Source organism: Vreelandella alkaliphila, assembly GCF_016107625.1.
Taxonomy (GTDB): Bacteria; Pseudomonadota; Gammaproteobacteria; order Pseudomonadales; family Halomonadaceae; genus Vreelandella; species Vreelandella alkaliphila.
Window position 1 is genome coordinate 198,184 of sequence record NZ_JABASV010000005.1, and the last position, 13,187, is coordinate 211,370.

Annotated in this window: 12 protein-coding genes; 6 read left to right on the plus strand and 6 right to left on the minus strand. The window is 52.9% G+C overall.

Features of this window, described 5'->3' with window-relative positions; all coding sequences use genetic code 11:
• Window positions 1-171: 171 nt before the first annotated feature.
• The gene (locus JFC11_RS09670; RefSeq protein WP_198349442.1) at window positions 172-1,077 is read right to left on the minus strand and encodes a LysR family transcriptional regulator; all 906 of its coding nucleotides are present in this window, start codon (window positions 1,075-1,077) and stop codon (window positions 172-174) included.
• 185 nt (window positions 1,078-1,262) lie between these two features.
• Between JFC11_RS09670 and JFC11_RS09675 the strand changes: the two genes are divergently transcribed.
• Complete coding sequence (locus JFC11_RS09675; RefSeq protein WP_198349443.1) at window positions 1,263-4,376, plus strand: bifunctional diguanylate cyclase/phosphodiesterase; 3,114 nt, start codon at window positions 1,263-1,265, stop codon at window positions 4,374-4,376.
• Here the strand turns inward: JFC11_RS09675 and JFC11_RS09680 are convergent.
• The 5 genes from JFC11_RS09680 to JFC11_RS09700 are packed head-to-tail and all read right to left on the minus strand — an operon-like array spanning window position 4,356 to window position 9,122.
• On the minus strand, window positions 4,356-5,375 hold the full coding sequence (locus JFC11_RS09680) for a CobW family GTP-binding protein (RefSeq protein WP_198349444.1): 1,020 nt from the start codon (window positions 5,373-5,375) through the stop codon (window positions 4,356-4,358). The genes JFC11_RS09675 and JFC11_RS09680 overlap by 21 nt on opposite strands.
• Before the next feature lie 3 nt (window positions 5,376-5,378).
• Window positions 5,379-6,386 (minus strand): GTP 3',8-cyclase MoaA, encoded by a 1,008-nt coding sequence (gene moaA / locus JFC11_RS09685; protein ID WP_232482849.1) that lies wholly within the window; start codon window positions 6,384-6,386, stop codon window positions 5,379-5,381.
• Window positions 6,383-7,636, minus strand: a complete 1,254-nt coding sequence (gene moeA / locus JFC11_RS09690) for a molybdopterin molybdotransferase MoeA (RefSeq protein ID WP_198349446.1) — start codon at window positions 7,634-7,636, stop codon at window positions 6,383-6,385. The genes moaA and moeA overlap by 4 nt, the downstream gene beginning before the upstream one ends.
• A complete protein-coding gene (gene mobA, locus JFC11_RS09695; RefSeq protein WP_198349447.1) occupies window positions 7,633-8,268 on the minus strand; it encodes a molybdenum cofactor guanylyltransferase MobA in 636 nt (211 codons plus the stop codon). Before mobA ends, moeA begins: the two co-directional genes overlap by 4 nt.
• The gene (locus JFC11_RS09700; protein WP_198349449.1) at window positions 8,265-9,122 is read right to left on the minus strand and encodes a formate dehydrogenase accessory sulfurtransferase FdhD; all 858 of its coding nucleotides are present in this window, start codon (window positions 9,120-9,122) and stop codon (window positions 8,265-8,267) included. Before JFC11_RS09700 ends, mobA begins: the two co-directional genes overlap by 4 nt.
• Before the next feature lie 146 nt (window positions 9,123-9,268).
• On the opposite strand from JFC11_RS09700, the gene JFC11_RS09705 reads away from it, so the two are divergent.
• From JFC11_RS09705 to JFC11_RS09725, 5 genes are all read left to right on the plus strand, one after another.
• Window positions 9,269-9,709: a DUF3305 domain-containing protein gene (locus JFC11_RS09705; protein ID WP_051626367.1), complete on the plus strand. Its 441-nt coding sequence runs from the start codon at window positions 9,269-9,271 to the stop codon at window positions 9,707-9,709.
• Window positions 9,706-10,329 (plus strand): DUF3306 domain-containing protein, encoded by a 624-nt coding sequence (locus tag JFC11_RS09710; RefSeq protein ID WP_198349451.1) that lies wholly within the window; start codon window positions 9,706-9,708, stop codon window positions 10,327-10,329. Before JFC11_RS09705 ends, JFC11_RS09710 begins: the two co-directional genes overlap by 4 nt.
• A 187-nt stretch (window positions 10,330-10,516) precedes the next feature.
• On the plus strand, window positions 10,517-12,235 hold the full coding sequence (locus tag JFC11_RS09715; protein ID WP_198349452.1) for a 4Fe-4S binding protein: 1,719 nt from the start codon (window positions 10,517-10,519) through the stop codon (window positions 12,233-12,235).
• Window positions 12,236-12,239: 4 nt separating this feature from the next.
• On the plus strand, window positions 12,240-12,893 hold the full coding sequence (locus JFC11_RS09720; protein WP_198349453.1) for a TorD/DmsD family molecular chaperone: 654 nt from the start codon (window positions 12,240-12,242) through the stop codon (window positions 12,891-12,893).
• 79 nt (window positions 12,894-12,972) lie between these two features.
• Window positions 12,973-13,176, plus strand: a complete 204-nt coding sequence (locus JFC11_RS09725) for a twin-arginine translocation signal domain-containing protein (protein WP_089040658.1) — start codon at window positions 12,973-12,975, stop codon at window positions 13,174-13,176.
• Window positions 13,177-13,187 lie beyond the last annotated feature (11 nt).

A 13,187-nucleotide genomic window follows, 5' to 3' on the forward strand; every position in this document is an offset into this window, starting at 1 on the left:
GAAGAGGCGCTATGTCGCCTTCTTATAGCGGAACAAGCTGTTGCGCAAAGCGTGACCGCCCTCACAGAGGAGGGCGGTGCTATAAACTCGTTATATATAAACGTCGTTAATAATCAAAGCTCGGCTAAGCGCCGAGCTTTGATTATTTTGTGCTTGGCATAACCAGGTGAGCTATTTTGCGCCTTTCACAAATCCTAAAAATGCATCGACCACCCGGTTGGGTCGGCGATCATGGCGAGTGATTAGAACAAACGGAATCTGATAACACTGGGTACCCGGCTGAAGGGCGCGCATCTTATTGGCATTAACCCATTGGGCGGCAACATGTTCTGGAAGAAAACCGATAAAGCGTCCAGTGAGAATCAAAAACGCAGCGCCCTCCCGATCAGAGGCAGACGCTTGTAAATTTAACGCATCATGTGCTTTACGCGCATCGCTAGGGAGTGGGTAGCGAGGTGTTATCGCTGGATAAGCGGCGATCTGTTCAGCTGTGAATGCTTCATCAGTTTCATCAAACAAGGGGTGGCCAACTGCGCAGTAAAGAAACGAAGGCTCCTCATACAACAAGTGTGTTTCTAAGCTGGTGGGTAAATTAACGGCGGGCACTACGCCGACATGCAAATGGCCATCCATTACGCTTCGAATAACGGCATCCGAAGGTTCCATATGGATATTAACGGTGACTTCATGGTTTGGCGCTGTTAGCTCGGCGAGCGCATCAGTAACATGCATGGCGGGCAAGGTAACCAAGTTATCGGTGATGCCGATATTTAGTTCGCCCTTAATGGTATGATGCAATGCATTGACATCGCTTTTAAAGGCTTCGAGCGCGGTCAGTAGCGTCAAACCTGCTTGGTAAATTTCTTTGCCTTCTTCGGTTAAACTAAAGCCGCCTCGGCCACGTTGGCATAGTGAAAAGCCTAGCCTGCCTTCTAAATCATTCATGTGCTGGCTAATGGCTGAGCGACTGATGCCTAAAGCGGTTTCCGCAGCGGTGAAACCACCGCATTCCACTACCGTTTTAAAAATACGTACCAAGCGTACTTCGTAGTCACTCATTTGGCCTAACGATGCCATGGCAGCCTCTTATTAAGTAAAATAACGACTTTTATGAGCTTTTTTGCTGAAAATAGATATACATCAAAAACAAGCCGCGCCACTATTTAGCACCGCTTACGAGGAGCCGCTGTGGTCTATCTTTCACCGTTCTTTTTATACTGTATCAGGTGTGCTTCGGGATATCTGAATAAGGCCTACATATAATGCTGCTACCTCGCAGTGATCGGGTAACTAACAAAAGCCAGACAATGCCTGGCTTTCGGCGCCAAAAACAGCGCGTTATTACGCTCTATATTTTGTCGTTATGTATGATGATTGCGCTGTTTGGCTGGTTGCTCAAAGGCCAATATCACCAAGAAGTTAATGCGGCTGAATCCCGCGTGATTGCCCGTGCGAATGTGGTGTCAGAATGGGTGAAAGGCATGTTTGGGCAGAGCAGCCAAGGTTTGTTTAGTCTGGCCGAGCTGTTGGATGTTCAGCAAGCAAACGATTCGGAGTTGGATAGTTTAGGGGCGGAAAGTGCAACTGCCGTCCAGCGAGCGCTAGACAATCTTACCGAGTACGTGCCACTGATCGATAGTGTTAGTGTCTTAGACCCTCAGGGGCGCCTACGTCTAAGCAGTAACGATAATCGACATGTTGGGGAGGGGGTTGGCGACAGCGCTTTTTTCCGCACCTTTCAACAAGGTGGCCAAGACGAAATGATGACGCCGCTTATTTGGTCGGCAAGCAAGCAGCGTTTCTTTCTCTACCATGGCAGGCGTCTAGTGAATGACCAGGGTGATTTCGCTGGTGTGATTATGTCTCGCATCATGCCGCATATCCTCAATAGTGCGCTGCAGCAAATGCGACTGTACGACGGTGAGAGTATGGCACTGATAGATGAAAATCTAAAAGTGGTTGCTCGGCACCCGGCTCCCCATGAAGGAATGCTCATTGGTAGCCAACTTGATGCACCTGATACACAGCGCTGGCTAAATAGCGGTAATCTTGATCGGACATTAACCGCGATCTCGCCCCTTGACGGAAGTAAACGCTTATTTCACATGCAACGCATTAGTGACTATCCGGTATTTGTTGCAGTGGGCGTTGACCTTCATACGCTGATGACAAGATGGCGCCAGCGTTTGCTGGTGTTATTGTTGGTCGCTGGTTTGATTACGCTATTGGGAGCCTGGGGCGTTCGCCACTACCTAAACCGCCTCGCGTTAGCTTATCAACTACATGAGCGAATAAAAGAACGAGAGCTAGCAAGAGCCGAAGCGCAAGCGCGCGGGGCGCGTATGGATGCCCTAGTCCACTCGATCCAGGATTTGATTTTTGTATTTGATGTGGAAGGGCGCTTTAGCTATATCCATGCGGTTTCCCCTGAGCAGCTACTTGTTCAAAGCCAAGATGCGCTGGGGAAACACTTTTCACATGTTTTACCTGTTCCCTTAGCTCGTGCATTTGCCGCCGTTTTTGAGCGAGTACAGCAGTTGCATAAAGTAGAAAGATTTGAGTATCCGCTGACCATTGATGCACAGCCACACCATTTTCATGCCACCGTGAGTCCGCTAATAAGTAGTGCTGGACAGTTTGAGGGAGTGTTATCGGTGAACCGTGATATTACCGAAGCGAAGCGCGCAGAAGTGGAGCTGCAGATTGCCGCGGCTGCTTTTCAAGCACATCTGGGCATCATAGTGGCGGATGCTCGGGGAAATATTTTAAAAGTTAATGAGACGTTTAAGCGTATAACCGGCTATAGCGATGCAGAGGTGATCGGTAAGAACCCACGTATGTTTAGCTCGGGCCACCATAATGCAGCGTTTTATCAGCGCTTGTGGAAGCGGGTGATGACCACAGGAAGTTGGGAAGGTGAAATCTGGAATCAGCGCAAAAATGGTGAGCTGTTCCCTGAGTGGCTGACGATCAGTGCTGTTTACGATGCAGACGGAGTGCTCACCAATTACGTTGCCACGATGAGTGATATCAGTGAGCGTAAAGCCGCTGAGCAAGAGATCCATCAGCTCGCGTTTTACGATCCATTAACGGGCTTCGCAAATCGACGCCTGTTTATGGACAGAATGGAGACAGCACTAAAAGAGCTAAACCGCCATCAGCGATGTGGGGCGTTGTTGGTGATTGATATTGACCGTTTCAACTATATTAACGATACCCTGGGGTATCTCGCTGGCGACCAGTTACTTCAGCGGGTTGCTCAGCGGTTTGGCCAAATGTTGCGCGATACCGATACGTTGGCTCGTCTGGGTAGTGATGAATTTGCAGTGCTTATTGAGGGCGTGGATGAAAGCCCACGCCGGACACGCCGCTTAGCAGAGCATATTGCCCAGAAACTTCTGGTGGCACTTGATGAGCCGATTAGCTTTTCTGAAGAGCAAGTCATGGTGACCGCATGCGTTGGGATTACGGTTGTGTCCGATAGCCAGCGAAGCGCCGAAGACTACCTTCAGCAGGTCGATATGGCCTTATTACAGGCGAAAGCGAGTGGGCGTCATGCCATACGCTTTTTTGATCCTTCGATGCAGGCTACGCTACTGGCACGGGTTAAGCTTGAAGCCGACTTGCGGCAGGCATTGGAGAGTCATCAATGGCGTCTCTATTACCAGCCTCAAGTTAATCGCTTTGGTCACTTTACTGGAGTTGAGGCACTGCTGCGCTGGCAGCACCCAGAGCGTGGCATGGTTTCACCTGGCGAGTTTATTCCGCTATTAGAGAGTACCGGGCTGATTAATGAGGTTGGTGAGTGGGTCATTGAAGATGCATGCCGTCAGCTAGCCTGTTGGGCAGCAACGCCACACCTGCGTGAACTGACTATTTCCGTGAATATCAGCCCACTGCAGTTTCGCGATAGCGATTTTTTATCTCGCTTGCAGCAGGTTTTTAAGCGGACAAAAGCACCGCTTGAGAGGCTAAAGCTTGAGGTTACCGAGTCGCTGTTTGTGGAAACGCGCGACGATGCCCGTGACAAAATGCTAAGCCTGAAAGCCCAAGGTGTGCGTTTTTCTCTGGATGATTTTGGCACTGGCTATTCATCGCTGGCCTATCTTGCGCAGTTGCCACTTGATCAGCTCAAGATCGATCAGTCGTTTGTCCATCAAGTGTTAGAAAGCAGCGCTAATGCGGCCATTGTGGAGAGTACGATTGCCCTGGCAAAAAGCTTAAATCTTGATGTCATTGCCGAAGGCGTCGAATCAGAGAGCCAGAAAGCGTGGTTGCTGGCTCATGGCTGCCAAGCTTTTCAAGGCTATTTATTTGGACGCCCTATGCCGATAGACGCTATCGAGAAAGCGTTCTTAGCCCAGCAGTGCTCCTGATGATTGCAGTTCTGTCAGTAAATTGGTGTGGGTATCAGCGTCATTATCAGGGGTAATCACTTCAAGCCGTGAATCCTGCCGCCAGGCGCTATTGCCGAGACTAAGTGTTCCATCGGCTCGATTGAGCTGCTTCCAGCCCTGCTCGGTATGAAAGACGCCTTTTACTCGCGCAGATGAGGGAAACTCACCTAAGTGGGCGGCCAAACGATCAAGGTCAAAGCGTTCGCTGGGGTGCCAACGGAGGCCCGTGCTGGTGTATCCAAGGGAGCTAGCCGTCTTGTGCTGAGGTTGGCCCAGCGGAGGGGCTGCATCAAAAAAAGCGCCTTCCAGCGTGGGGGTTGTTATCATTTGACGATGCGTATCAGGAACAGTGGTATCTTTTTGGGCACTGGTCTGGCCGCTGTTCAACAGCAGCGATAGCGGCATAGTGCCATGCTCACTGCGATGAACCCACTTGCGTGGTGGCCAGAGTTCCGTCACAAACCGCTGCGCCTGCTCATGTTGTTCGCTACTAGCTTGCTCACCCATCGTAATGGCGATGGCATCGGCCATGGCCAACTGATCTTGAAAGGTCTCGTGTTCACGGACCCGAGATTCATCTAACCGGCGCGGATCTAGGGTGGCAATAATATCGTGAACGGCCACAACGTCTTGAAAGGCTTCGCCGCGCAGCAGATCGAGTAAGCCAGCTGGGTGACCAAGCCCCGAAGGCTCAATAATGACGCGGTCTGGTTTGTTGCGGGCGAGCAAGTTGACCAGCGCAGCCTGCAGCACAAAGGCCAGCTGGCAGCATAGGCAGCCACCGGGGAGCCCCTTGACGACGACATCGTCGCGTTGTTCAAACATTGCTTGATCAATGCCAATTTGGCCAAACTCATTGACTAAAATGGCCCACTTCTCATCCACAGGCTTTTGCTCGATTAGGCTGTGGATAAGCGTGGTTTTACCGCTGCCGAGAAAGCCAGTAATGATATGCACTGGCACGCGAGTGGCTGACAACCTTTAACCCCCTGTCATATTCATAAAGCGCACCACCTGGACATCGCCATCGGTAGTAAAGTGATGGCGCTCGGGCTTGAGCGGCAAGGCATTAATAATGGCTGTTTTCAACGCCTGCATATTGCCAGGATGCCGGCGCAGTACAGCACGCAAATCGACCGAGTGTTCATTGCCGAGGCAGAGCAGTAGACGGCCTTCAACGGTTACCCGAACGCGGTTGCAACTATCGCAAAAGTTGTGACTATGGGGCGAAATAAAGCCAATCCGACTGCTGCTATCGGCCATTTTAAAATAGCGCGAAGGCCCAGGTGTGGTTTCCGTTGACGGCATGAGTGGGTAGCGTGTCTCGATCAACGCTTGAACGTCGTCACTAGAGTAAAAGGTCTCGGCCCGCGAGTGGTCAGACACATCGCCCAGCGGCATCTCTTCGATAAAGCTGATATCCAGCCCTTCTTGGCGAGCGAACGTGACGAGGTCCAGCACTTCATCATCATTGCGCCCCTTGAGAATCACAGCGTTAAGCTTGATGCGTGAAAAGCCAGCTTCTTTAGCGGCGTGAATGCCGTCAATCACTTTCGCTAAATCACCTGTCCGAGTCAGCTGTTTGAAGCGCTCGGGGTCAAGAGAGTCGAGGCTGATATTGAGCCTGCGCAGCCCCCCTTGATAGAGCCGTTTGGCGTGTTTACGCAGACTGGCCCCGTTCGTGGTCATGGTGAAGTCGTTGAGCCCTGGAAGCGCGCCAATGTCGTCCACGAGCTGCTCAATGCCTTTACGCACTAGCGGCTCGCCACCGGTTAAGCGGATTTTCTCAACGCCTAATTCGGTAAACGCTTGAGCCACCATGGCGAGTTCTTCCAGCGTAAGCACCTGAGCTCTTGGCAGGAAGGTCATCTCTTCGCTCATGCAGTAAACGCAGCGAAAGTCGCAGCGATCTGTCACGGAAATGCGTACATAACTGACACGGCGTCCGAAATCATCAATGAGTTTTTCGGCAATTGGTTGTTTGGTCATTGCCACCTCGTCAGTGGTTGGATGCAGACTGCGTCGCCTGGCTGGGCGCCTGCTTGATCATCACCCAGTTCAATCAGGCAGTTAGCAGCTACCATCGAGGTTAAAATCCCAGACCCTTGCGCTCCGGTACTACGTACCTGCAGCACACCGTGAGCATCGCTTGAATAAATGCCACGTATAAAATCGGTGCGCTTTAGGCGACTTTTTAGCGGAGTTTGGGTAATGGCTGTTAAACGCCTCGGTGGAACGAAGGGTTGATTTTGTAAACGCTCCAATAATGGCACCACGAATTGACTAAAGGTTACCATGACCGCGACGGGGTTGCCGGGTAAGCCGACAAATGGTTTGCGCGATTCACCCAGCCAGCCGCAGGCCATGGGGCGTCCGGGTCGCAGCGCCACGCGCCAAAAAGCTAATTGGCCTAATGTTTCCAATGCTTCCCTGGTGTAATCGGCGTGGCCGACAGAAACGCCCCCACTGGTAATGACTAAATCACACTGCTTGGCTGCGCTAGCCAGGGCGTTTTGAATGGTGGTGGGGTCATCAGGCAAAATGCCTAAATCCACAACTTCGGCACCCTGTTCGTTGAGCAAGCCCATCAAGGTAAAACGATTGGTGTCGTAAATGCCTGCGCTGGGCAGCGCTTCGCCAGGGGGAGTGACCTCATTTCCAGTAGAGAAAATCGCCACCTTTGGACGCCTGAAAACACAAACCTCACCATAGCCCAGTGAGGCGATTAACCCCAAACAGGCGGCATCTAGCCGCGTGCCAGCTACCAGTGCTACCTCGCCTAGGGCAATATCTTCCCCCGCTTGGCGCACATGCTGACCATGGCTAACCCGCTCAGGGGAATCAATGGTGACACTGCCGTCATGCTCGCTAAGCTGCTCGCGCATGATAATGGTGTCGGTGCCTGACGGTAAGGGAGCGCCTGTGGTAATGCGTACGCACTGGCCGAGAGGTACGCTGCCTTCAAACGTCTGTCCGGCAAAGGCATCGCCTGCAATCGGCCATTTGGTTTGCTGAGGCTGCTCATCTGGCCACGCCAGGGCGATACCATCCATGGCTGCATTGGTATTCTGTGGCACGTTAATTGGCGCGGTGATATCGGTGGCTAAGCGCCTACCATGAGCTTGGCTAAGCGCTACCGACTCTACCGCAACGGGCTGTTCAGCCAAGGACAGCAGTGCCTCTCGCGCTGCGTCAACGCTGAGCATTTGCTCACCGAGTTCGAAGCACGACAGGCTCATGATGTTTCCTTTGAGGCTGGATCTTTAAAGATAGTGCTTAGTGTTAGCTCCAGCCGAGCTTTTTCTTCTTCAGTATTGAGGTTGGCAAACGTTTCCGGGCAATCCGACATATCGACCTTGCACCATGAGTGGCGAGCGTACCAGCGGTCGATTTTACGTTCGCCCTCAGCCAGCGCATTCGCTAAGTCATCGGCAAGCGAGGTGCGCAGCAGCGCGACGACTGGGTGCAGGCGCTCGCCGTCATACGCAACGGCGATATCGTGTTCACCACTCGCTGAGGTGATGCCCGCCACCATACGCGCCACGAGGTCATTAGGTAGGGCAGGTGAGTCGCAAGGGGCAACCAGTAGCCAGGATGTTTTAGCAGCGCGTAGGCCACTATAAATGCCCATCAAGGGGCCTTTAAAGCCACCTTCCGCGTCCTCAATAACCCGGGTTGCAAACAGTGCATAGGCATCAGTGTTGCGATTGGCGTTGATCAGTAGTTCAGAGACATGGCCATCAAAGCGCTTAGCTACATGGGCCACGAGCGGTAGCCCAGCGAAGGGTTCAAGGCCTTTGTCACGGCCACCCATACGGCGGCCTTCGCCGCCCGCGAGAATCATGCCAGTGAGGGTTTGCGGGGTGATCATATACCGGCCTCCTTAGACGTGCGCGCACTGGGTGGTTTGGCTGGGATGGCATCTAACGTTAGGCGGTTAGCGGTATTAATCGCCTGGAAGTTTTTGCCTTTAGCCCGAGCAATCAGCATCACGCCGAAGCGTTCCGCCAGCTCCACACCTTTTTGGGTCACCCCTGAACGTGAAACCAGCACGCTGATCCCCATTTGCGCCACTTTCAACACCATTTCGGAAGTTAGGCGGCCAGTAGTATAGAAAATATCAGCACTACTGCTTTCGGCCTGGTTGAGCCACTGGTGGCCTGCCAGGGTATCCACCGCATTGTGACGTCCGACATCTTCAACGAAGTCGAGCACGCGGCTTTGGTGGCACAGCGCGCAACCGTGTACTGCTCCCGCGCTGCGATAGGTCTCGTTGTAGGTATTCAAATTGGTTAGTAATTGATAAAGCGTTGATTGCGCCAGCGGTGTCTCAGGTAACGCAGAGAGCGATGTTTGTTCCAGTAATTTGCCGAACACGGTCCCCTGACCGCAACCCGTGGTGACGGTACGGGTACTTAGCCGGTTGTCTAAATCGTCAGGTAAATAATCGGTGACGACAGCTGCGGACTCCACCTCCCAATCCACCTGTACCGCCAATAAATCTTCCGCGCGACGCAGCAATCCCTGGTTGCGTAGGTAGCCCACCACCAAGGCTTCAGGGTCATCGCCCAGCGTCATTAGCGTGACAATTTCACGCTTATTGAGATAAACCGTCAGCGCGCGCTCTGCGGCGATGGCTTGTTGGCGAGAGTCGCCGTAAGCATCCAGCACATCGATTGTCGTCGTGGCCGGTAAGCGGGCTCGGCTTAACTGAAGGGCGGGCATCCGCAATCCTCGTTGGAACCTAGTGAAGAATCATGTAACGCATACATGTGAATTATAATAGTTGAGTAAAACACTCTGAGTTGACGATGATGGCGCTCAAAAGGCTTACTTGTCTACCCATTCAAGGTCTAAGGTGGTCTATCCGTATGAGTGAGAATCTGCGCTCTTTGAGCATTACCTTGGTGGCAGAGCCCAAGCAGGTGAGGGGCTTTACCTTAACGCAATGGCGTATCGCTGAGCTCACGCCTGGTGAGCAAGGTGACTATGTGCTTAGCCTTCAGCTGTCGATGACAGAGCGTGCGGCCTACCGCTTTAACCTCACGTCAGCAACCCCGCGTCTTTTTGTTCGCGCTGGTTTTACCGGGCAAGCGCCCAAGCCTGATGCTATTACCGCAAGCCAAGATGTCGCAGCAGGTTGGCTTGATGGTGAACAACAGGTACTCGAAGCATCGATGCCGATGGCGATTCAGGTATGGCTGGAAAGCTATTTAGCGCGTCATGGTGAAGCACCACCAGAAAAGCGCAAAAAGAAACATAAGGGGGCCGGTCGGGCTAAAGAAACCCCGACCAAGGAGCAGCCCCAGTGAGCAGACTTGAACGCTGGTCACGTAAAAAGCGTGGCGTTGAAAGCGACGAAGCAGACGCAGCATTAGATAACCCTCCCAACGGCAGCGCAGAGCCGAATTCAGAGCTAGGGCTAGAGGCTGATGCGCTAAGTGCTACTTCCAGCGATACTGAATCGTTGGATGCAGAGGCTAGCGTTGATGACGCGCCCCCCCTTCCTGGCAGCTTAGATCACACTTTACCCGACCCTGATCACTTACCGGCAGGCAGTGATTTCAGCGCGTTCATGGCACCAGGTGTTAGCGCTGCACTGCGCCGCCGTGCCCTAAAAAGACTATGGGCCACCGGTAACTACAACGTGCGCGATGGGTTGGATGACTACGATGCTGATTATCGTCAGCAGCTTAAGCCTATGGCTACTGAACTGGCAGGCAAGCTTCGCCGTTGGGCAAACAAAGCGGAAGAGGCAGTAGATAGGCCCGCAGAAGCAGACGATGAGAACATCGCAGATGACGACACTACTACCCCACCTGAAGAAATTGATGCCTGTACAAGTGATAGTGGTTTTGTACAAAAAACGTCACTAGACGACCAGTCTGATTCGTCCAATAGCAAGGTAGACGAATGTATTAGTAAAGAATAAATTTTTTATAAACAGCTGGTTATGATGATTATGGTGATGAGGCGTTGAGACGCCAATGCGCTTTAAAGTGGCAAAAAACGCCTAGGCACCATACGCTCAAGGTAGAGAAAGCGCTAAGATATGCCATTAAAGTAAAAAAACATGACTTTTAATTATAAAAAAAACGACTTTCTGACCGTGAGAATGCATGAACCAACGAATCCAACTGGCATCGGTAGATGACCAGATTAACGTCACCGCCCGCGAAGCGGTACGCCAGCGTATCTCGTGGCCGGTTAACTTAACGCCTGCTAACGTGACTTATCACAGCCGCGGCCATGCGCTGTTGATGGGTAATTCACATGAGGTTAGCCAAGCTGCCCGAGTGTTACAGGGCCGTGGCTTGGCATCGTTGACGCTGCTGACAACTGATTCTGCAGTTGATTTAGCGGCTGCCAGTGAACCCCTTACCTGCCAAACGTTAAGCGATACCCAGCAATCTCAGCTGCGAATCACTGGTTATCTTGGTGCCTTTCGCGTTGAAATAGCGCCCGAGGATAGCGACACGCTCAATCTGGCTCAAGCACTAATTGAGCGTGACGTGTTTGATGTGGTGCTCGACTTATCGGCAGCAGGCTCGTCGAACAGTACTCAGTCATGGGAAATCCCCCCGCCAGGCTATGTGTGCCTGGACTGGTTGGTACAAGAATCTCAGCGCGGTGAGGTGTTGGAAAGCGTTATTGACCTCGTCGGTGAGTTCGATAAACCACGCTATTTCCAGGTTAATAGTGATCTCTGCGCGCATTCCGCGAGTGGCAACGTTGGCTGTACGCGCTGTTTGGATGTTTGCCCTGCAGATGCTATCTCCAGCTTTCAGGGGCGCATTGAATCGCGTATTGAAATTGACCCGTTCCTTTGCCAAGGGGTGGGCAGTTGTACCAGTGCTTGCCCAACCGGTGCGATTGAATTTCGCCTGCCGGAAACTCGTCGTCAGCAAGACACCTTAGCGACGTGGTTGGCTGCCTACCGCGAGGCGGGTGGTCAAGCGCCTGTGATGCGTTTTGTCACCCATGACTCTCTTGATGCTGAACGCAAAGCAGGTGTTGTGACGCCAGGCCACTTGCTTGATGTCCCGCTTGAAGAGCTGGGTGCTGCTGGCCACGATCAGTGGCTTACCGCGCTGGTGAACGGGGCAGCTGAAGTACGTATTCAGTTGCACGATGAGATGCCGCCTCGTTTAACCACGTTTATCACCCATCAAGTCGCCCAAGCCCACGGCCTGCTAGAAGCGCTGGGGCATGACACTACGCGGATTAAGCTGCTGCAGCCGGAGCCGACTGATGAGCGCGATGCACTTCCCACGCTTACGCCCTTAACCGCCGCTGCGCTGACCTTTACCGAGCCTCATAAGCGTGCCCGTTTTAATCAAGTGCTAGCAACACTGGCGGCACTTGGAGCGCCTAGCAATGACCGGCATAGCATGCCTGAAGGGGCAGCTTATGGCGGCATTCAAGTAGATCGTGAAGCCTGCACGCTCTGCCATGCCTGCGTTAGTAATTGTCCGACGCCGGCATTGAAAGCAGGAGGCGATACACCAGCGCTAAGTTTCTTGGAGTCCGACTGTGTGCAGTGCGGGCTCTGTGAACAGGCGTGCCCTGAAGACGCGATTACGCTGCTTCCTGGTTTTTTGGCTGCACCGGAACGCGACACACGGCACATTTGCCACGAAGAGGCGGCTTTTGAGTGCATTGGCTGCGGCAAGCCGTTTGCCACTGCCAGTACGATAGCAACGATCAAAGCGAAGCTAGCTAATCACCCCTATTTCGCGGGCGATGCGCTAGCGCGGCTAGAAATGTGCGAGGACTGTCGGGTCAAAGATGTCTGGAAAACTATGATCCGTGACCCGGATGCGCAACTAAAGGTGTAAAGCAATGAGTGATGCAATGCCCACACTTAGCGAGACCGACGCACTGCGGGCCGATATTTATCAGCTTTTAGCCAGCCTGCTACGGCAAGCTCCTGACAGTGAGTTATTAACGTGGCTAGCCAGCCTAGACATTGAACAAGACGGCAGCCGACTGGCGGAGTGTTGGGCAGCGCTCTCAAGTGCTGCTGGCCAAAGCAGTGTAGATAGCCTTCAGCGTGCCCACTTTCGCCTTCTTGTTGGCGTCATTCAGGGCGAGGTAGTGCCTTACGCGTCTTGGTACCGCAACGGGGAATTAATGGAGGCAGCATTAGTTGCATTACGCCAGGATCTTCGGGCGCTGGGGTTTGAGCGTAGCGAGCATACCCGCGAGCCAGAAGATCATTTGGCTGCTATATGTGAGGTGATGGCGATGCTAATTACGTCCCAAAGCAGCGAGCAGAGCTACTTTTTCCAGCAACACATTGCTCCCTGGTCAACGCACTGCTTTGACGACCTCTCTAAAGTAGACACTGTTTTTTACGCATCGCTTGGCCAGTTAGGCGGCGCGTTCATGGAAAGCGAGCAGGCAACGTTGAGCGAAAGAGCGGCCTATCAAGCGGTGCGGATTGTGGAGCCAACGACAACCGCAACTGACGCGGCGCGCGACGTCACACCGTGAGTGGCAGTGCGCAGCGGTAAGCGAATAATAGGGCCAGCAGGCCATGCAGAAGAATAAGGGCATGATAGAGGAGAAACCCATGCACTCGTCACACAACCCTGAGCGCCGCCGGTTTATGAAAACCGTTGGGCTTGGTACCGCCGCTGCCGGTGCGGCCGCTGCTGTAGGTCACGTCACGCTAGCTCAAGCCGATAGCACCACGTCGATTGAGCCTAAAAAACAAACAACGAACTACCACGAAACTGACCATATTCGCGCGTATTATGCGTCGCTGCGTGATTGACGGCGAAATGC

Excerpts from the sequence above, each read along its gene's own strand:
- moaA (WP_232482849.1), bottom strand. The coding sequence starts at position 6,386 with ATGACCAAACAACCAATTGCCGAAAAACTCATTGATGATTTCGGACGC.
- JFC11_RS09725 (WP_089040658.1), top strand. The coding sequence starts at position 12,973 with ATGCACTCGTCACACAACCCTGAGCGCCGCCGGTTTATGAAAACCGTT.
- JFC11_RS09670 (WP_198349442.1), bottom strand. The coding sequence starts at position 1,077 with ATGGCATCGTTAGGCCAAATGAGTGACTACGAAGTACGCTTGGTACGT.
- JFC11_RS09700 (WP_198349449.1), bottom strand. The coding sequence starts at position 9,122 with ATGCCCGCCCTTCAGTTAAGCCGAGCCCGCTTACCGGCCACGACGACA.
- JFC11_RS09675 (WP_198349443.1), top strand. The coding sequence starts at position 1,263 with ATGCTGCTACCTCGCAGTGATCGGGTAACTAACAAAAGCCAGACAATG.
- JFC11_RS09720 (WP_198349453.1), top strand. The coding sequence starts at position 12,240 with ATGAGTGATGCAATGCCCACACTTAGCGAGACCGACGCACTGCGGGCC.
- JFC11_RS09715 (WP_198349452.1), top strand. The coding sequence starts at position 10,517 with ATGAACCAACGAATCCAACTGGCATCGGTAGATGACCAGATTAACGTC.
- moeA (WP_198349446.1), bottom strand. The coding sequence starts at position 7,636 with ATGAGCCTGTCGTGCTTCGAACTCGGTGAGCAAATGCTCAGCGTTGAC.
- JFC11_RS09705 (WP_051626367.1), top strand. The coding sequence starts at position 9,269 with ATGAGTGAGAATCTGCGCTCTTTGAGCATTACCTTGGTGGCAGAGCCC.
- mobA (WP_198349447.1), bottom strand. The coding sequence starts at position 8,268 with ATGATCACCCCGCAAACCCTCACTGGCATGATTCTCGCGGGCGGCGAA.